16 protein-coding genes and 1 other RNA gene are annotated in these 20,297 nt (G+C 42.4%); 2 read left to right on the forward strand and 15 right to left on the reverse strand.

The genetic code is table 11. From position 1 onward, the window contains the following. Positions 1-177: 177 nt before the first annotated feature. Positions 178-867, reverse strand: a complete 690-nt coding sequence (locus AB4X21_RS09345) for a gamma-glutamyl-gamma-aminobutyrate hydrolase family protein (RefSeq protein WP_369087898.1) — start codon at positions 865-867, stop codon at positions 178-180. Positions 868-1,140: 273 nt separating this feature from the next. Between AB4X21_RS09345 and AB4X21_RS09350 the strand changes: the two genes are divergently transcribed. Next, positions 1,141-2,157 (forward strand): NAD(P)H-dependent glycerol-3-phosphate dehydrogenase, encoded by a 1,017-nt coding sequence (locus tag AB4X21_RS09350; RefSeq protein ID WP_151379461.1) that lies wholly within the window; start codon positions 1,141-1,143, stop codon positions 2,155-2,157. A gap of 45 nt (positions 2,158-2,202) precedes the next feature. Next, positions 2,203-3,108, forward strand: coding sequence for a UTP--glucose-1-phosphate uridylyltransferase GalU (gene galU, locus AB4X21_RS09355; RefSeq protein WP_003012906.1), 906 nt, complete (start codon positions 2,203-2,205; stop codon positions 3,106-3,108). A 62-nt stretch (positions 3,109-3,170) separates the two neighbouring features. Here the strand turns inward: galU and AB4X21_RS09360 are convergent, their stop codons facing one another. The 14 genes from AB4X21_RS09360 to AB4X21_RS09425 all read right to left on the reverse strand — a co-directional run bounded on the left by AB4X21_RS09360 (position 3,171) and on the right by AB4X21_RS09425 (position 20,018). After that, entirely contained in the window at positions 3,171-5,807 is a 2,637-nt protein-coding gene (locus AB4X21_RS09360; RefSeq protein WP_369087899.1) for a C69 family dipeptidase, read from the reverse strand. 415 nt (positions 5,808-6,222) lie between these two features. After that, positions 6,223-6,900 carry a rhomboid family intramembrane serine protease gene (locus AB4X21_RS09365; protein WP_369087900.1) on the reverse strand — a complete coding sequence of 226 codons (678 nt, stop codon included), beginning with the start codon at positions 6,898-6,900 and terminating at the stop codon, positions 6,223-6,225. After that, positions 6,884-7,423 (reverse strand): 5-formyltetrahydrofolate cyclo-ligase, encoded by a 540-nt coding sequence (locus tag AB4X21_RS09370; RefSeq protein WP_369087901.1) that lies wholly within the window; start codon positions 7,421-7,423, stop codon positions 6,884-6,886. The genes AB4X21_RS09365 and AB4X21_RS09370 overlap by 17 nt, the downstream gene beginning before the upstream one ends. Before the next feature lie 109 nt (positions 7,424-7,532). Further along, positions 7,533-8,666 carry an N-acetyldiaminopimelate deacetylase gene (locus AB4X21_RS09375; protein WP_369087902.1) on the reverse strand — a complete coding sequence of 378 codons (1,134 nt, stop codon included), beginning with the start codon at positions 8,664-8,666 and terminating at the stop codon, positions 7,533-7,535. A gap of 336 nt (positions 8,667-9,002) precedes the next feature. Continuing rightward, entirely contained in the window at positions 9,003-9,701 is a 699-nt protein-coding gene (gene dapD / locus AB4X21_RS09380; protein ID WP_369087903.1) for a 2,3,4,5-tetrahydropyridine-2,6-dicarboxylate N-acetyltransferase, read from the reverse strand. Positions 9,702-10,295: 594 nt separating this feature from the next. Continuing rightward, positions 10,296-10,985 carry a hypothetical protein gene (locus tag AB4X21_RS09385; RefSeq protein ID WP_369087904.1) on the reverse strand — a complete coding sequence of 230 codons (690 nt, stop codon included), beginning with the start codon at positions 10,983-10,985 and terminating at the stop codon, positions 10,296-10,298. A 5-nt stretch (positions 10,986-10,990) separates the two neighbouring features. After that, the gene (locus AB4X21_RS09390) at positions 10,991-11,698 is read right to left on the reverse strand and encodes a hypothetical protein (protein WP_369087905.1); all 708 of its coding nucleotides are present in this window, start codon (positions 11,696-11,698) and stop codon (positions 10,991-10,993) included. Positions 11,699-11,816: 118 nt separating this feature from the next. Further along, positions 11,817-12,905: a hypothetical protein gene (locus tag AB4X21_RS09395; RefSeq protein ID WP_369087906.1), complete on the reverse strand. Its 1,089-nt coding sequence runs from the start codon at positions 12,903-12,905 to the stop codon at positions 11,817-11,819. Between the two features lie 115 nt (positions 12,906-13,020). Continuing rightward, positions 13,021-14,370: a glucose-6-phosphate isomerase gene (locus AB4X21_RS09400; protein WP_369087907.1), complete on the reverse strand. Its 1,350-nt coding sequence runs from the start codon at positions 14,368-14,370 to the stop codon at positions 13,021-13,023. An 813-nt stretch (positions 14,371-15,183) separates the two neighbouring features. Continuing rightward, positions 15,184-15,279: signal recognition particle sRNA small type (gene ffs, locus AB4X21_RS09405), an RNA gene on the reverse strand. 39 nt (positions 15,280-15,318) lie between these two features. Then, positions 15,319-15,828, reverse strand: a complete 510-nt coding sequence (tadA, locus tag AB4X21_RS09410; protein ID WP_003016809.1) for a tRNA adenosine(34) deaminase TadA — start codon at positions 15,826-15,828, stop codon at positions 15,319-15,321. 302 nt (positions 15,829-16,130) lie between these two features. Beyond that, positions 16,131-17,708, reverse strand: a complete 1,578-nt coding sequence (locus tag AB4X21_RS09415) for an ATP-binding cassette domain-containing protein (protein WP_369087908.1) — start codon at positions 17,706-17,708, stop codon at positions 16,131-16,133. A 158-nt stretch (positions 17,709-17,866) separates the two neighbouring features. After that, complete coding sequence (locus tag AB4X21_RS09420; RefSeq protein WP_003002091.1) at positions 17,867-18,511, reverse strand: HAD family hydrolase; 645 nt, start codon at positions 18,509-18,511, stop codon at positions 17,867-17,869. Positions 18,512-18,725: 214 nt separating this feature from the next. Further along, positions 18,726-20,018, reverse strand: a complete 1,293-nt coding sequence (locus AB4X21_RS09425; protein WP_369087909.1) for an adenylosuccinate synthase — start codon at positions 20,016-20,018, stop codon at positions 18,726-18,728. Positions 20,019-20,297 lie beyond the last annotated feature (279 nt).

Raw genomic sequence — 20,297 nt, forward strand, 5'->3', positions numbered from 1 at the left:
ATTTCAGTCATCCTCATTTCTTTTTTCATTACGAGTGATAAACATACAAAAAGCTCCTGGAACAAGGAGCCTTTTACTGAAAAATATATGGAAAATAGTAAACTTTAGCAACTAAAGGTGGGAGATCTTTGTTGATGAGTGTAGTTTGCGTATTTCTCCTAAAAAAACCTAAAGATCTTACAATTCTTGCAAGAGATAGCGAAACAGTTCTAAATTCCCTTTTTCTTCATTGACCAAATATTCTGGATGCCACTGCAAGCCCATAATCCGATGACCGTCTACTGCTTCAATGGCTTCGATAGTCTGATCGCGTGGATCAAAGGCGGTCGCACGGAAATTTGGCGCGAGATCCTTGATACTTTGACGGTGCACGGAATTGATCCGACTGGCCTGTCCAAAGAGTTGCTCCACCACACTACCTTTTTTAGTCTGGATAGAATGAGAAGTCCCAAACGGAAGTCCTTGCCAATGCCCTTCAATCTCTTGGTTGAGTGTCCCTCCAAAAGCTACATTGATCAACTGAACTCCACGGCAAATTCCTAGAACCGGTTTGTTTTGGCGTACTGCTTCCTTCAGTAGGGCTAGCTCAAATTGATCGCGTTCGATATTGTAATCATCGCTCTCGATGGTTTTTTCTTCGCCATAGAGGCTAGGATCGACATTTTGGCCACCACTTAAGATCAATTTGTCAATCGTTTCAACATAGTCCTTAACCAAGGAAGGATCTCCCATCGGAATAACCATAGGAAGCCCACCTGCTTGACGGATCCCTTCTGCAAATTGACTAGACACGGAGGAATGAAGGTTTTTCCCTTCCGGGTCCACCGGACAGAGATTAGCAGATACTCCAACAATTGTTCTACACATATTCATTTCTCCTTCATTTTAATTACTACTTATCTTACCACCCATTCATGATCATGTCTAATATGTATTTTTTAAAACCGTGATAGATTTTATTTATCACCCTCACCTTCCTCACAAAACAATTGATGATCATACAAGTTTTTTTACCTATATTATGTTAAAATAGAGAGGAAAATAGAATCGTCCTTCAAGGCACACATTAGGCCGTTTCGAAGGTGCAAGCGCTAGATTCCTAGCCTTGTTGAAAAAATAGACATAGAAATGGAAGATACAATGGAAAAACAAACCGTTGCAGTATTGGGTCCTGGTTCATGGGGAACAGCCCTTTCACAAGTCCTCAATGATAACGGCCATGAAGTCCGTCTCTGGGGAAATATCCAAGAACAAATAGATGAAATCAATACCGCTCATACCAATCAACGCTATTTCAAAGACATCGTTATTAGCGAAGAGATTACTGCTACGACCGATCTGAAAGCAGCTTTGGACGGTGTGGATGCTATCCTTTTTGTCGTTCCTACCAAGGTGACCCGCTTGGTCGCAAAACAAGTCGCCGAAACACTGGATCACCCTGTCACAGTCATGCACGCTTCTAAAGGGCTCGAGCCTGGTACACACGATCGGATTTCTCAAATCCTTGAAGAAGAAATTCCTGCTTCTCTTCGCAGTGAAGTAGTGGTCGTTTCTGGACCGAGTCACGCAGAGGAGACCATCATACGGGACATCACCCTCATTACAGCAGCTTCAAAAGATTTAGAAGCTGCACGCTATGTTCAAGAACTCTTTAGCAATCACTACTTCCGTCTCTATACCAATACAGATGTTATCGGAGTGGAAACTGCTGGGGCCTTGAAGAATATCATCGCAGTCGGTGCTGGAGCCTTGCACGGTCTTGGTTATGGTGACAATGCCAAAGCAGCCATCATCACACGCGGTCTTGCTGAAATCACGCGTCTTGGCGTTAAGCTCGGAGCTAGCCCATTGACCTATAGCGGTTTGTCTGGAGTCGGTGACTTGATCGTTACCGGAACTTCTGTTCACTCTCGCAACTGGCGAGCCGGGGATGCTCTCGGACGTGGCGAAAAATTGGAAGATATTGAGGCCAACATGGGCATGATCATTGAAGGGATCTCTACGACCAAAGTCGCCCATGAGCTGGCCCAAGAATTGGATGTCTATATGCCGATTACACAGGCCATTTACCAAGTCATCTACGAAGGAAAAGATATCCGCGAAGCTATCCACCACATGATGAGCAACGAATTTAAAGAAGAAAACGAGTGGAAATAAGTCAACCACCCTATCATCAATCCTACCTTTTAGAAAGGAAACTATATGACTAAAGTTAGAAAAGCAGTCATTCCTGCGGCTGGTTTGGGGACACGCTTCCTCCCAGCTACCAAAGCTTTGGCAAAGGAAATGTTGCCAATCGTTGACAAACCTACGATCCAATTCATCGTTGAGGAAGCCCTTAAATCCGGTATTGAAGACATTCTCGTTGTCACTGGTAAATCAAAACGTTCGATCGAAGACCACTTCGACTCAAACTTCGAACTAGAGTATAACCTGAAGGAAAAAGGGAAAGATGATCTTTTAAAACTGGTCGATGAAACTACTGGGATGCGTCTCCACTTCATTCGTCAAAAACATCCTCGTGGACTTGGAGATGCAGTTTTACAAGCTAAAGCTTTTGTTGGAAATGAACCATTCGTCGTGATGCTTGGAGATGACCTCATGGATATCACGGATGATAGAGCCACCACTCTCACCAAGCAATTGATGAATGACTATGACGACACACATGCTTCAACCATTGCAGTCATGAAAGTTCCTCATGAAGATGTTTCTGCTTACGGAGTGATCGCCCCTCAAGGAGAAGGCATCAACGGGCTATACAGTGTTGAAACTTTTGTTGAAAAGCCAGCACCTGAGGAGGCACCGAGCGATCTTGCTATCATCGGGCGTTACCTCTTGACGCCTGAGATCTTTGATATTCTTGAAAATCAAGAACCAGGCGCTGGAAACGAAATTCAATTGACGGATGCGATTGACACCCTCAATAAAACACAACGCGTCTTCGCCCGCGAATTTAAGGGACAGCGCTACGATGTTGGAGACAAGTTTGGCTTTATGAAAACCTCGATCGATTATGCCTTGAAACACCCTCAAGTCAAAAATGATCTTAAACAATATATTATCGAACTCGGAAAAAAATTAGAAGCAGAAAAAACTGTAGACTAATAAAAGGAAGAGAGATTTCATTCTCACTTCCTTTTTTTGTTGCATGTTATAAACTGAATCGTTTAATGGTTTCTACGTTTTTTAATGTTGTATCCAAATCCAAAAAGTGTCAACAGAACTCCGCCTACCATCGTCGCGATTGAAATACTTTGTCCGGTGGATGGCAATTTCTTATCATTTTTCTTTTCTTCAATTTTTGCTGCAGACTTATAAACTACACCATAAGTTGAAAAATGAGAGGTTGTAAATGTTACGGCTGACTTATCTTCATTTAGTTGGAATTGGAAGGATTCTAATTGGCCATTTTCACCGATACCATAAACTGCTTCTACTTCTTTTTGGCTATTTACTGGAATTGTCACAACAGTTGGACTAATTTGATGTATTGGATTGTTTTGGTTCGATAATTGAATATTATATGCCTCGTACTCTTTATCGGCTAGTGCTTTGATATCTTTCAAAACTTCAACAAGGAGACTATAACCACCTTGAGCAAAATCAGGGTTTTGCAAGACGATACCTGTTGCCTGGTCTACCAAAATATATGAATTGGTTGGTAAAACTGGGCGACCAACGGTACTTACGCTATTACTGTTTGTAGGAACAATAGTAGTTGTATTATTTGGTGTTGTTCCTTCCTGGCTTGCCTCGGTACTTGGCTCTGTGCTTGCTGTCGTTTCTTCCTGACTTGCCTCAGTACTTGACTCTGTGCTTGATGTTGTTTCTTCCTGGCTTGCCTCAGTACTTGGCTCTGTGCTTGATGTTGTTTCTTCCTGGCTTGCCTCAGTACTTGGCTCTGTGCTTGATGTCGTTTCTTCCTTGCTTAACTCAGTACTTGGCTCTGTGCTTGCTGTCGTTTCTTCCTTGCTTGACTCAGTACTTGGCTCTGTGCTTGATGTTGTTTCTTCCTGGCTTGACTCAGTACTTGGCTCTGTGCTTGATGTTGTTTCTTCCTTGCTTGACTCAGTACTTGGCTCTGTGCTTGATGTTGTTTCTTCCTGGCTTGACTCAGTACTTGGCTCTGTGCTTGATGTCGTTTCTTCCTGGCTTGACTCAGTACTTGGCTCTGTGCTTGATGTTGTTTCTTCCTTGCTTGCCTCAGTACTTGACTCAGTTGGATCCTTGTAGTCGTCTGGTAAAGATGCACGATATGGATCATCTGTACGACCTGCTTCTTTAAGAGTTGCAGATAATTCAGACTCATATTGCTTGAATTGTTTGAAGAGACGTTCAGAGCGAGCTAAAGCATCCTCAGTTACCTGATCTTCAGTCGCTTTTGCAGCAGCTTCATCAGCTTTCAAGGTCGCATATTTGCTATCACTAACCTTCTGTTCAATGATCAATTGTTCTTCGAGAGCTTTCCAGTGATTTTGAATCGATTTCCCAAAGAGATCTTGATTATTGATGGCCATTTGGTCAATGTGCCAAACTGTCCAATACCATGAATTCGGATCATAGGTAGCAGTTTGAGGTTTGAAAGCCTTATAGGTATCTTTTACATTTCCATAGAATGGAACATAAGGAGTGTTTCGAGATGGTCCCATACCAAGCCATACAGTTCCACCAAATGATTTTGGAAGGTTTGGATTGATTTGATAGACATGGGCATCGATGACGTTTTCGTTTCCTAAAGCATACTTATATTGGTCTTTCCGAACAGTATCGTTGCTACCATCGTCACCTTGTTTCTTAACACCGATTTGATCATCTGGTACAAAGCGTCCATTCAAGTGTTCAAAACGGTTCCGTTGCAAGGCAAAAGCATCTTCTAAGGTATATTTTTTATTTGGATCGGTTGGTGTGCGGAAGAGTTCGTATTCATCATCTTCATAAGTTACTTTTGCATTTGGGTCCAAAAGAGTGATTCCTGCATAAGTACGTGAACGGTCACCTTCGGCATATTTTTCTGGCCCATAAGATTTAGCAATATGAAAGTTCCCATCTTTATCGGTCTTGTAGTTTCCAGATTCTTTGGCTACTTTTTCGACATCTTTCGAAGCGATCACATTTTCCTTGTCATTCAAATCAACATGACCAAGGTAGTAGGTATTTGCGAAGACAGCATATTTGTCTTCTGGGACTTTTACCGCTACATATTGGTGACCGGAAAGAATTTCCATATACCAGGTTTCATTTTGGTCTGCAAAAACGACAACATTTCCTTCTGCTGACCCTTTTTCTTCAATAACTTTAGCTAAAAATTCAACCCCTTCACGAGCAGACTTAACACGTGGTAATACCACGTCCAACATAGCAGCTTCTGGAATCCCATTTTCTGTTAATGGGTCAGTCTTCAAGACTTTTTTGTTTGGAATTGCTGTAACAGTTGAGGTCATAGAGACGCCGGCTTCGTTAAATCCGTGTTCACCAAAAGCACCATTACTACCATCTCCACGAGCAGAGTCATAAGTTGCTGTATATTTCATTTCACTAGTAGCATGTGGATAGGTAAAACCATTGGATTCATCTTCCAGTTGGTCCCCTTCCTTATAATTCTTCGCACCAACAACCACATAGTTCTTGTTGTGCTTGCCACCATTTGGATAGTAAGGGTAGTCTTCTGTCCGACCAAAGAGAGTGGTACCATCCTTAGTCAATTGCCGACCAATGATAAAACCACAACAGGCTTGAACAGCTTGAACTGGTAGGAGCAAAAACGTCATTGCTACCAACGAAAGTTTAAACAACCATTTTTTCATGGCAAATCTCCTTTTTGAATGTCCCTTTTATAAAAAGGGACTACTCCTTATTTTTTATACTCCTAGTCTACCTCTTTTTATTTATTTTTGCAAACGCTTACCAGACTTGTTTTTATTCTATTTTTTCCTAAATTATCTTTCTATTCACTCATTTCTATGAAAATTATATATATTTATTGAGATTTCAAACAATTTTCTGTTAGTTTACGATTGCGCTACATTTTTTAGGAAAAAAGGGAGGCTGGGACAAAAGTCCTAGCCTCTCAATTATTTTTGGATTGTCGAGCAAGACGCAGTGGTTGAGTGGGCTCTACTACGCTGATTTCATCAGCTTTTACAGCCCTACTCAACTTGTGCGGAGGTGGGACGACGAAATCGAATTCTAACGAATTACCGATTTCTGTCCCACTCTCTCTTAAAATAGATTCAAGATTTTACCTAAGAAATAAAGCAAAAGTAAGAGATAAGATAGGGCTGCACTCATCTGATAGGTTCGGTTCATAAAGCGAGCTTCCCCTCTTACTGGAAAGACATAAGCCAACATCACCCCAGCTACTAAGCCACCGATGTGCCCCGCCATACTGATTCTTGGCATGAAGCTAAAGATCAGATTGACCAGAATCAAGCTGGTATAGGACTGACTCAAATGGCGAATATAAGGACTTTGGACAATAAAGCGCAAAGCACCAATGGTCCCAAAAAGTCCAAAGAGGGCTGTAGAAGCACCTGCTGCAATCACATCTGGCGTAAAAATCGCTACAAAGACATTGCCCATCATGCCTGATAAGAGATAAATAGATAAGAAAGCCTTCGATCCAAAGAGATCTTCTGCCAAACGTCCCAAGTAATAGAGGGTGATCATATTGAGCACAAAATGTTCTAGGCCAATATGAACAAAAGTAGCTGTCACTATTCGCCATAACTGGCTAGGATCAGCTCTCACAACCTCTCCAATAATACCACCGCTATAGTAAATAGCAGCACTTGTTTGGTAGTTGGCTCCAAATCGGATAAACATGGAAAGAAAGACTGCCGTTGTCACTAACAATAAGAGGCTAGTCACAGGATAACGACGATCAAAAAGTAACTTCATAGACTAGCACCTCCTGAACTGCCTGATCAAAAGCATCTGGTTGGAACTCCTTCTGCTGGATGGAATAAATCGTACTAACCGTTTTTCCATCAAAATCTGCTAAATAACGATCGTAATAGCCACCACCATAGCCAATTCTGTAGCCTTTTGATTGGAAGACCAAGCCCGGTACATGAATCAGATCAATCTCTGACTGATCCACAAGCTTCTCCGTTTCATTGGGCTCCAGCAAACCAAAGCCTGTCTTTTCCAAAATATTAGGATCGTATTCCACAAATACCATCCGTCCGTGTGGATAGGTACGGGGAACACAGACGCGTTTTCCAAGTTGAAGAGCGGCTTGAATCAAGCTAGCTGTGGAAACTTCATGCTCAAAGGACAGATAGGTCGCAAGGGTCTTTGCCTCCTGAAAGGCTGGAAGCTCCAAGAGGCGTTGAGTAAGCTGTTCATCTGCTTGAGTTTTCACGGATTTTGGCAGCTGTTTCATGGCTGCTATGGTTTCTTTTCGTAGTGTTTTCTTCATTCCCTACTCCTTTTGTCTAGCTTTCATTGTACCATTTTTTATGAAACATCCGAACATTTTGCACACGAGAACATAAAAATTCAACTCCAGACGGAGTTGAATCAATTCCTTATTGGTTGGCCTTCATTTTCAAAAATTTACCAATGTTTTCCACAGCAAAGGGAAGGGCAGCCTCATTTGGGCTCATCTTCGGATGGTGCAGGGCATAAGGGGTATCAATCCCCAACCAGAACATGACGCCAGGAACCTTGCTCAAGAGAAAGCCAAAATCTTCTCCTGTCATCGCTGGCAGGATATCAATCAGGTGTACGTCTTCCTCAGCTGTGAAAAAGTCCATGAGTTCTTTAGCCAATTCTGGTTGGTTTTCCACAGGCAAGTAACCTCCTTGCTTGAGTTCCAGATCCAATTTTACATCAAAAGCAGCTGCTACCCCTTCTGCGATGGCTTTGACTCGTTTTTGAGTCAGAAGGTTCATCTCCATGGTCAAGGTCCGGATGGTCCCATGAAGGAAGGCGGTCTCAGCAATCACATTATTGGTGGTTCCTGCATGCATGGAACCAAAAGTGACCACTGCCCCTTCAATCGGATCGACATTTCGACTCACAACCGATTGGACTTGGGTAATGAAGTAAGAGGCTGCTACTAGCGCATCATTGGCTTCATGTGGAAAGGCGGCATGCCCTCCCTTTCCTGTAAAGGTAATCTTGACTTCACAGGTTCCTGCAAAAAGGGTACCGGTATTGGTCGCAATGTCTCCCACTTTCAAATCAGGGCGTACATGCAGACCATAGAATTCATCAGGGATCCAGTCGCCAAAAGCATTGTCCTTATACATGAGCATCCCACCAGCCTCATTTTCTTCAGCTGGTTGGAAGAGAAAGAGTAGGTTATTTTTTGGTTGCACTTGAACCAGTTGATCCAAAAGCCCAAGGGCCGTCGTCATGTGCATATCATGACCACAAGCATGCATCCGTCCTTCATGCTTAGACGTAAAATCAAGGCCCGTTTGTTCCACAATCGGTAAGCCATCGATATCCGTCCGCCAACCAATAGTTTTTTCGGGTGCAGACCCATGGAGATAAACTAGGATCCCGGTCCGCCAAGTCCGTTGCTCAACAAAATCCTTGCCCGCTGTGATCTCTGCGATTCGCTCTAAGAGGTAGGTTTGGGTTTCAAATTCTTCCAATCCAATTTCAGGGATTTGGTGCAAATCACGTCTGATTTTAATTAAGTCCAATGCCATAGTTGTCTTCTTTCTATTAGAATAGAGGCCTTACGGCCTCTTAGATTAGATACAAAATTATCTTTCGAGACTTTCCTTAGGAGATTACGGACGTCAGCGAACTTCTTCAAAGTTCCATGACTAATTTTTGAGCCTACAGTCTCAAAAATTCCGAACGCCTGAAGCTACTGAGCTGCAGGCGTTTTTATCACAGCGGAAAGTCTCCTTTGTATGCTCAATCGGCTTGTAAAGTAAGTAATTATTTCAATTTTATTTCTGAGCTTATGCGCTTATCACGCAGTAAAAAATAGTTTACTTAAAAGATTAGAAGCCCATTTTCTATCTATTTATTTTTTATTACAAGTTACGCAAAGCGTCTTCCAAGGCTGTTTTTTGTTGTGTTTTTTCGTCAATTTCCTTGATGACGCGAGCTGGAACACCAGCTACAACCACATTTTCAGGGACATCTTGAGTAACGATCGCTCCAGCGGCAACGACTGAACCATTACCAACTTGAACCCCCTCAATCACAACTGCATTGGCACCAACCAAGACATTATCACCAATCCGAACAGGCTCAGCAGAAGCTGGCTCAATGACACCCGCAAGAACGGCCCCCGCACCGATGTGGCTATTTTTACCAACTGTTGCACGACCACCAAGGATAGCCCCCATATCAATCATGGTTCCTGCACCGATTTCAGCGCCAATATTGATGACAGCCCCCATCATCACAACAGCATTGTCTTCGATGGTCACTTGGTCACGGATAATGGCACCTGGTTCGATACGCGCATTCAGGTAGCGCTTATCCAGCAATGGGACAGCTGAATTACGGCCATCTTGTTCTACCACATAATCCTTGTTCTCTGTCAAGTTGGCAAGAAGGGGCTCGATATCTTTCCAGTCACCGAACATAACATTGCCAAGCTTGGTAACAGAAGCGGGAACAGCTGTTGCCAATTCCCCTTCAAAAGTTACTTTCACATTAGTTTTCTTTTCTGCATTTCCAATAAAAGCGATAATTTCTTGTGCAGACATTTTTTGTGCCGTCATAAGATTCTCCATTCATTTCAATTAAAGGTATCCATATTATACCACAATCCTAGGGAGATGAACACTTAAGGCGATGCGGAGGGAGATGAACACTTAAGGCGATGCGGAGGTAGCTGGATCTTCCAGACAGGTCATTTCACTGATGGTCCGATGACTTCCAAAGTGAATCGTAACTTAACGCGCATCAGAAAGTTCATAGTAAAAGATTAAGAAGAACTCTGAGCTCATCATGTGTGACCAGGAAACACGGTTGGGAATTCCGACTGTATTCACAAGATCTGAATAGCTCGTTCCTATTTTAATATTGGAAAAATCCTCTCTATTTAAACCGCCATTTTTATTGGCTAATCGTTCACTGTTTAAGTTCTCAACATCAAGAGAAGATAAACGATTTCCGATGGCATTTAAATTCAAAACTGTTACGGAAGAGGGACAGGTTTTCATCCTATCAGACAGGGAGTCCCATACATTTTTTCTCGGCCCTTGAACTCTTGTTTCTCTCAATGAAACTAGATCAAATCGAGTAGGTTCGACCCTGGTGGACCGAAGCTTCCTTGATATTCATCCCTCGATCTGCCAATGATTTCTCCCTTCTTATACCAACACCAATTTCTTACCTTTTTTCTTCAATTCCATCACTACTTCTGCCTGGCTTGGTATTTGGTAAGTGGCTAGAAAACCTTCTTCTCCATCCAGCAATTCCCCCCAGACTAAGCGTTGTGGAGTTCCCAATTTATTGATTAGATGGGCTAATTCTGTACCTTTATTTTCTTTTTCAGTAGTGATTTCTTTCTCACTGCTTGCCTTCTCGTTTGCATCCAACAAATTCGTCGCATCTACCATCGTCAAGCGATACCCCTGATCTTTCTCTTGTTCAAACCACAAGGTCACACTTTTCTTCCCATGAACTGTTTGCTTAGCTGCATAAGTCAAGACGAGAATGGTTTTATCCCCTTTAGCTGTCTTTGTATAGCGAACTTTTTGAGCTTTTCCCCATTCCGTCACAACAGTTTCCAAGCGTGTTCCCAGTTGCTGACTCTGCTTAAGACGGACTTTCAAATTCGCCACAGCTTCGATGGTCCATTTAAACTGCTTGATTTCTTGTTCCTTGCTGACCAAATTCTGGTAATCCTTTGGCTGGAAATGAGTAAGCGTTTGGTCTTCCTTGGTATCGGTTCCCTGCTCTTGCACCTGGATCCTTGCAATCGCAAGTAACAACCCTAAAACAAAACACAAAAACGGTAGCAAGAGTTCTTTTCGATTCTTTTTCATCCACTCGATCATTTGCTTCACCCCTTCTTCGTCAAACGATACTGACCACTCTGGTCACGTTCAAAGGTCAAAGAGACCAGTCCATCTGTCACCTGATAAGACAAGGCTAAGACTTGCTTGTCCTTTGTAGAGGTCAAACTAAGAGAATTGGGAAGTCCTGATTTGTTCAAGACTTCTTCTACTGACGTTCCCTTTTCCTTTTTTCCATCCAAAGGCTTATAGTCAGTAAAATCTGCCAATTTTAAATTCTTTTTGCTCTGATAGTGAGCCGACTTGGGCGCAAAGCCTTGAATCGAGCTCACATAGAAGGCATCACCCTGCTTCTGAAATTCTATGGTATAGGGATAGAGCCCCTTCACAGGAGTCCCATAACCTAGCTGGACTTGCGCTCCAAAACTCGTATCTTCTTGTGTAAAACTCGCTGCTTTTCCAAATTTTTTAACGAATGCAGATAAAGTCACCCAACTATTTTGTGTCTTTCCTTCTTCCCTTCCAAGCTCCAATGACAGCAAGTCTTCCAACGTCGGGTCTTTGGAAGAAGAAGCAACAAATCGCTGGCTGTCTTCTTGCATTCGAGATAGGCTCAGCAAACGGTCTTTTGGTAAGGTTTTAACCGGATGAATCATAAACACCAAGCAAGCCCCAACGACAAAAGCTAACAAAGCATTTGCAGCTTTTTGTAGGATCCGCTTATGATTTTCTATCCACTGTTTCATTTCTTCCATCCTTTATGCTCTTTCTATTCAAACTCCTTCTATTGTATAGAAAATTAGGGTATTTGTCTTGTCTTATCCGAATTATCCGAAAGAAAGAGGCGCTTGCCTCTTTCTTTTATTCATTAATTTAGTAGCTGTCTTTACTGCTCAAAAGGAAATCTCCATTTGCTTGTCGAATAAAGGTTAAGTCCACATAGTCCCCGTTTTTCTTTTGGAAGTCCATGACCATTTCCACCTTGTCTGAATCATCAGATGAACGAATGCTCATAGCAACACCATCACTGTATTTTCCCAAAAGTTCTTTGTAAGAAGTCCCCCCAGTACCGGTTTCACTATCTCCAACTTTGAATCCATCTGCAAAGTTATCCTCAACCGTAAGATTTTTCCCAAATTGATTAAATTCAAATTTGACAAGCTGTAATTCTTTTCCTTTCTTAGAATAGGTCGCTTTGACCTCTTTATTATATGAGTTATCATCCCAGAATAATTTCAATTCTCCGTTATCAAATTGAACAGAGCTAGCTTTCCCATAAGCATCGACTGTTCCCTCAGGAGTCTCGCCATCATCCTTTCCAGTCAAAAACTGAAGCTGCTCGATATCAGATTGTTTCCAGTTGAAATCTGCTTCCGCACCATCTGCGGTCAATTGATCCAAATCGATATTGGAAGAAGAACCAGAACGGTAGCCTGACCAAGAAGCCTGTTTTCCTGACAAAGAGGTGCTAGGTCTGGCATGACCAATCAAATAGCCACTGACTCCACCGATAAGGAGCCCCACTAATATCCCAAGAGCAAAACGAATAGCCTTCTTGTCTGCAGTATCCATCGGTTTTCCAACAGGAGAAAAAGGAACTTGTGGAATAGGTGTTTCAGGAACAGGTACTGTTTGCGGACCAACTTGTCCAGCTACCATGTTTTGAGGAGCTTGAGGCGCAGGCTGGAATGGAGGAGTAGGTTGGTGGACAGCAATTACATCTGGATTTTCTCCTACAGTCGCTTCATCTGCTTTTGGATGCTCCATAGTTTCTGATATAGCTGGCTCGTTTGCTTCTTCTTTCATTGCTTTCGTCTCCGTCACTGAAAGGCCACTAGCTTCTGGGACTACCAAGTCTTCGGCTTCTTCTTTTGGAACAAAGGCTGGCGCAGCCACATCAAAATGCGGTATCCCATCCACCAGATTGTCGTTTATAAATTTTTCTTGATCTTTCTCTGACATTTCAGGCTCTCCTTTTTATTCTTCTCTTCTACTATAACATAAAACTAACCTAAGACCAACTCCAATCTATATGGACCAAAAAAACGACCTCTTGCGAGATCGTTTTGTCTATTGATTAAAGACGAGCGTTGAGTTCTGCTCCAAGTTCTTCAAATCCTGGTTTACCAAGAAGAGCAAACATATTTTTCTTGTAGGCTTCAACACCTGGTTGGTCAAATGGGTTGATCGCGTTCAAGTAACCTGAAAGGGCGATGGCCAATTCGAAGAAGTAGATGGCATAACCAAGAGTGAAGGCATCTTGCTCAGGAAGAATCACGTACATGTTTGGCACGTCACCGTCAGTATGGGCAAGGAGAACTCCGTCAGTTGCTTTTTTGTTTACGAAGTCAACGTCTTTTCCTTGAAGGTAACCAAGTCCGTCAAGGTCTTCTTCCAAGGTAGGGATGATCACGTTCTTACGTGGTTTGTCAACGCGGACAACTGTTTCAAACATGATACGAGTTCCTTCTTGGATAAATTGACCCAATGAGTGCAAGTCAGTTGAGAAGTTAGCTGAAGTTGGGTAAATACCTTTTTGGTCTTTCCCTTCTGACTCACCAGCCAATTGTTTCCACCATTCTGAGAAGTATTGAAGAGATGGTTCGTAGTTGACCAAGATTTCAGTTGCATAACCTTTACGGTAAAGGATGTTACGAACAGCTGCATATTGGTAAGCTTCATTTTCAGAAAGTTTGTCTGAAGTGTATTCTTTACGGGCTGCATTCGCACCTTCCATAAGGGCTTTGATATCAGCACCTGATGCAGCAATTGGAAGCAATCCAACTGGTGTCAAGACTGAGAAGCGTCCACCGATATCATCTGGAACTACAAATGTTTCCCAACCATTGGCATCTGCTTCCACTTTTACAGCACCTTTGGCACGGTCAGTTGTCGCATAGATCCGTTTGTTGGCTTCTTCTTGACCATATTTCTTCACCAAGAGTTCTTTGAAGACACGGAAAGCGATGGCTGGTTCAGTTGTTGTACCAGATTTAGAAATCACGTTGACTGAGAAGTCTTTGTCTGAAACATACTCTACCAAGTCAGCAAGGTAAGTAGATGAGATTGAATTTCCAGCATAAAGGATTTGTGGAGCTTTGCGTTCTTCTTTTGTTTGCAAGTTTGCAAAGTGGTGGTTCAAGAAGTCAATAGCAGCTTTCGCTCCAAGGTATGATCCACCGATACCGATAACGACCAAAACATCGCTGTCTGATTTGATTTGTTCAGCAGCTTTCAAGATGCGGTCAAATTCTTCACGGTCATAATTTTCAGGAAGGTCCAACCAACCTAGGAAGTCACTACCAGCACCTGTTCCTTTACGGATCAATTCATCAGCTGCAGTCACTTGTGGTTGCATATATTCCACTTCATGTGGGGCAACAAATTTACCCAAAACTTTTGAGTAGTCAAATTTAATATGAGACATGTTATTCCTCCAATATTTCTTCTCCTCTATGATATCGCTTTACAGGGATTTAATCAAGGGAAACCATCCTATAAAACGTTTTCATTTGCTAATTTTTTTATTTTCACAAATCAAGCAACGACGCAATAGCAATCGTTTGCATATTTGCACTATTTTTGGCTGGAAAATTCAAAAAGAAGCTTCTCACGAAACTCTATTTTTTCTCTTTTATTCTTTGAATATAAACGTAATTTCTACATGACTCTGGTGAGTGATAGCCCTCACGTCGCTTCGCTCCTCAGGATCAATATCTCTAAGCTCGGTTGCGCCTTATAGGCTAATTTCATGTTACGCTATAGCCCTCACGTCGCTTCGCTCCTCAGGATCAATATCTCTAAGTTCGGTTGCGCCTTACAGGCTAATTTCATGTTACGCTATAGCCCTCACGTCGCTTTGCTCCTCAGGATCAATATCTCTAAACTCATCTGCGACTTCCAGGCTAATTTCATGTTACGCTATAGTCCTCACGTCGCTTTGCTCCTCAGGATCAATATCTCTAAGTTCGGTTGCGCCTTACTGGCTAATTTCATTTTACGCTATAGCCCTCACGTCGCTTCGCTCCTCAGGATCAATATCTCTAAGCTCGGTTTCGCCTTACAGGCTAATTTCATTTTACGCTATAGCCCTCACGTCGCTTCGCTCCTCAGGATCAATATCTCTAAGTTCGGTTGCGCCTTACTGGCTAATTTCATTTTACGCTATAGCCCTCACGTCGCTTCGCTCCTCAGGATCAATATCTCTAAGCTCGGTTTCGCCTTACAGGCTTACCTCACTAAGAGCTATAGAAAAAAGAGCACACAGTTCACTTCGCTTAGGGCTGCTGGATTCCTCCCCTGACCCGCTTCACGCAGAACTGTTGCTCCGATAGGTATTATATCATAATTTGTTCGATTTGCAAAGGTCCGGTTTTTATTCTTGTGTTTCGGCCTTGGCTGCGAGTTTGGCTTGTTTTTTTCGTTCTCGACCTTGGCGGAAGAAGGTCTGCATGATGGCTGCACATTCTGCTTCCAAGATTCCTGTTTCTACTTCGACTCGGTGATTGAGGCGTTCATCTGCCAAAATGTCGTAGAGACTACCTGCTCCACCGAACTTCTGATTGGTCGCCCCGTAAATCACCTGGGGAATCCGAGCTAGACCAATGGCACCACTACACATGACACAGGGCTCAATCGTGACAAAAAGCGTCGTATCCAGCAGGCGCCAGCTATTTTCACGCTGATTGGCCTCCTCGATCGCCATGATTTCCGCATGCATGACCGCCCGCTGCAGCTCCTCACGCGCATTATGTCCACGCCCGATAATCTGACCATCCTTGACCAAGACACAGCCAATCGGTATTTCATCATTGGCGAGGGCAATCTCCGCCTCCTTCAGGGCTTCCCTCATAAACATCGCTTTTTCCTCTATCGTGTAGTCCATCTCTTCCTTCTTCCTTTTAGTTTCTTTGTTCATTATACCATAGGCAGCTTACGACTCACAAAAAAAGCCGCCGATTGGGCGACTCTTATGGGAGATTATTATGAAAAAGTTTAGGAGGTTTAAACAAAGTTAGGAGGTCTTTGTTTATGCTTCTAGTATAGCTGGCCTATCTTAAATAAAGCTTAAGTTCTCTGAGTATTGATGATTTTGGAAATATCACCACTTAGAATCTCAAAAATATCTGACAAATTGCTGGCTTACTACTATCCGCTTTGTCGCAGAACCAACTATTGTGGCATCGCTCATCCTTTACGTAACTCAAGGATTTGGTCATAGCGCTCTTCTTCATCAATATGATGGGCTATTTCTAGTACCGTGATCGGCAAAGAAAAGATTAGGTCTCTAACCAGACGACTATTTTTTTCGTCCAAAGCTGATGTCACTTCGTCCGCTAATAAAATATCCTTCTCGCGTAAGAGAAAACGAGCCAACTCTAATCTGACACGCTGACCTCCTGAAATGTTTTCACCATTATTATGAATTTCTACATTCAAAATATCCTGAAATTCATCTATTAAGCCAACTTGGTCCAATACCTCCAATAATTCATGGTCCTGAAAAGGCTGACCAAAAGTTAGATTATAGCGGATAGTATCGTTAAACAGGAAGGGATGCTGGCTAATTAAACCGATATTCCCTTGGAAATGACTCGTTATTTGATTTCCATCATACTGAACGAAAATGTCACCCTCATCACATACTTCTTCTCCTAAAATCAAGCGAAAAAGAGTCGTCTTTCCAGACCCGCTCGGTCCTTTGATTAAGACCTTCTGACCTACTGAAATCGTCGCCGTCAAATCAGAAAAAAGCTGACGTTCAGCAAAACTTTTTGAAATATGATTTAAGCGCAACGATTCGAGATTTTCAACAAATTGATCCTTTGTCTCTTCGAAATCAGGTTCTTCCTCGATAATCTTAAACAGGCGGTTCGCAGTCGGCAAGGCACCTTGGAGATTGGCTGCACTGTACATCAGAGTTTGGATCGGTTCTACCAGCATCCCCGCAGCAACATACATAGAGATGAGGCTTGTAATAGAAATAGAATTTCCCTGTAAACTCAAATAAAAGCCTAAAGCAAGAGGAACAACCTGACTAAAAAAGACCATAAATCCATTAAAGAAAAAAATAATATTATGTGTGAAACAAAATCTTTGGATGGCTTTTTGATATTCTCCGTTTAAATCATTCACGCGCTCTTCATTCAGCCTCATGGCCTGATTAATCCGTAAGGTTTGGCTGCCTTGCATACTATCCGAGACAAGCCCATGTAATTTCGTTCTAAGCTTGGACCAGCTGTCTCCCGAATCTTGTAAACGACGATTCATGATGAACTGAGGAATAGGTCTCATAATCGTAAAAATGACAAAAATAAGTCCTAAGAGAAAATTTTGTGAAACAATATAAATGGCTGTAACAAGGGCGACAAATCCCCAACTCACCATAACATTTATATTTTCCAAATAATTATCGCCCACATATTCCATATCTTGAGTTAGCAGACTAACTTTTTCATCATTGGAAAATTTAGGATTCAATATGACTTTCTTAAATAAAAGGGCACGGACACTTTTGTTGATTTCTCTTCGGAATATATTGTGCGAATAGTTTGAAAACAGCATCAGACTATAAATAACAAGATAGACAGACAAACCAAATAAAACAAAATTGAGAATTTTTCCATAAGAAAGGCCGTCTTGATCTAACTTCAAGGCCTTCGTTAAAATCAGAGGTTGCGCCAACACCAAACCACTATTCACAATACGCCCTAAAAAAATAGGAAAAAGATACTTCTTATCAATGTACTTATAAATATTTCTCATAATTATCATCCATCAAAATAGAGGGCTAGCACAACCCTCTTCTCTAATTTATTTAAATGTGTGACTTAACCTACAGTAAATATACACCGATAGAAATATTAAATCAAGCAATATTCAGCAGATTAGAAAAGTTCCAACTTTTAATATTTTGGAAAAGGTTATCCTATAAAAGCTGCAATTTCGCCAACTTCTTGAGCAATATAGGTGGCGCCGGCTTCTTCCAATTCTTCCCTGCTTCCAAAGCCATAAAGGACACCGATAGAATCAAGCTTTTGCGCTTGAGCGCCAAGCACATCGTGCTCCCTGTCTCCAATCATGATGGTATGCGCCAAATCTGTAATCCCATTTTGCTCCAAGGCATACTGGATAACATCGCTTTTTTTACTACGTTTTCTATCCATGGTCGCACCAGCGACAAAGTCAAAATAATCATACAAACCAAAGTGTTTGAGAATTTGAATGGAAAATTCTTCAGGCTTTGACGTAGCTACAATCAACTGTTTGCCAGCCTGCTTGAGAGAAGCCAGCAAGTCAGGAACGCCTAGATAGACCTCATTTTCATAAAGGCCTTTTTCGGAAAAATACTCATGATAGTAGTCAATGGCCTTTAAACATTCTTCCTTAGAAAATCCATAAAAGCGCTCAAAAGACTCCTGCAAGGGCGGACCGATGAAAACTCTCAATGCTTTCTTGTCTGGCACTTGAATCCCATATTTTCCTAAGGCATAGGCCACCGAGTTGGTAATCCCTAGTTCTGAATTGGTCAAGGTGCCGTCTAGGTCAAATAAAATCGTTTGATACATTTTTTCCTCTTTCTGCTTTCAAAAAGAGGCTGGGACAAAAGTCCTAGCCTCTCAATTGTCTTTGGATTGTCGAGCAAGACGCAGTGGTTGAGTGGGCTCTACTACGCTGATTTCATCAGCTTTTACAGCCCTACTCAACTGTGCGGAGGTGGGACGATGAAATCGAATTCTAACGAATGACCGATTTCTGTCCCACTCTCTTATCTTCATTTGCTTATAAACTAGACCACACACTTTCAAGGATATTGGTTTGGTCACGATCTGGTCCGACTGAGAAGGTTGAAATGCGCACACCAACTAATTCACCGACACGGCGGACATAGTTGCGGGCATTTTCTGGAAGCTCATCCAAGTGGCGGACACCTGTGATGTCTTCTGACCAGCCTGGTAATTCTTCATAGATTGGTTTGCAACGTTTGAGTTGCTCCAAGCTTGCTGGGTAGTGGTCGATGCGTTCCCCATCCAAGTCGTAGGCTACACAGATTTTCACTGTATCCAAGCCGGACAGAACGTCGATCGAGTTCAAGCTAAGGTTGGTAATTCCTGACACGCGACGGCTATGGCGCATGACAACTGAGTCAAACCAACCAACACGACGAGGACGACCGGTTGTTGTCCCATACTCATGGCCGACTTCACGGATCCGATCACCCACTTCATCGAAGAGTTCCGTAGGGAATGGGCCATCACCAACACGGCTAGTGTAGGCTTTACATACACCGACAACCTTGTCGATCTTGCTTGGGCCGACACCTGATCCGATGGTCACCCCACCTGCGACTGGGTTTGAAGAGGTTACAAATGGATAGGTTCCTTGGTCGATATCCAACATAACCCCTTGGGCTCCTTCAAAGAGCACGCGCTTGCCGTTATCCAAAGCATCGTTCAAGATAACAGAAGTATCGGTTACATATTGTTTGATTTGTTGACCATATTCATAGTATTCTTCAAAGATATCGTCAAATGACAGAGCCTCTGCATCATAGAGTTTGGTAAATTGACGGTTCTTTTCTTCCAAGTTGATGCGAAGACGTTCTGCGAAGACTTCGCGATCCAAGAGATCCGCAATCCGGATTCCCACACGAGCTGCTTTGTCCATGTAGGCTGGGCCAATCCCTTTAATCGTAGTCCCAATTTTGTTGTCTCCTTTAGATTCTTCTTGGAGACGGTCCAATTCAATATGGTAAGGGAGGATGACATGGGCACGGTCAGAGATTCGAAGGCTGTCCGTTGATACTCCTTCGTCATGGAGATAAGCTAACTCTTTAACCAACGATTTAGGGTTGATCACCACGCCGTTTCCGATGACAGAGATCTTTTCAGGGAAGAAGATACCAGAAGGAATCAAGTGCAACTTGAACTTTTTGCCGTCGATTACGATGGTGTGCCCGGCATTGTCCCCACCTTGGTAGCGAGCAATGACTTCTGCATTGGCTGATAGGAAGTCTGTAATCTTCCCTTTTCCTTCATCACCCCATTGGGTTCCTACTACAACAACTGATGTCATAATTCTTTTTCATATACCATAGATAGTATGCTATCTATGCCTTTCTTCAAACTAAGGGCAGGAGTCTCACCTGCAAGTTTGTCTTACACTCTATTATAAGCAATTTTTAATGTTTTTTCAAGATCCACTCGGCTATCGTTTATTTTTCTCCTTTCTTTTTAAACCAACTTCTCTATGAAACTCGTCTTTTACTTGGAAATTGCTTCTTTCTAGAAATAACGTTCGGAATTTTCTTTTCTTCTCGTCCTTCTTCTGAAACGACTGATTTTCAGAATTCTC

Origin of the sequence: Streptococcus sp. CP1998 (genome assembly GCF_041026655.1) — a bacterium.
In the GTDB taxonomy this organism is placed as follows: domain Bacteria; phylum Bacillota; class Bacilli; order Lactobacillales; family Streptococcaceae; genus Streptococcus; species Streptococcus dentalis.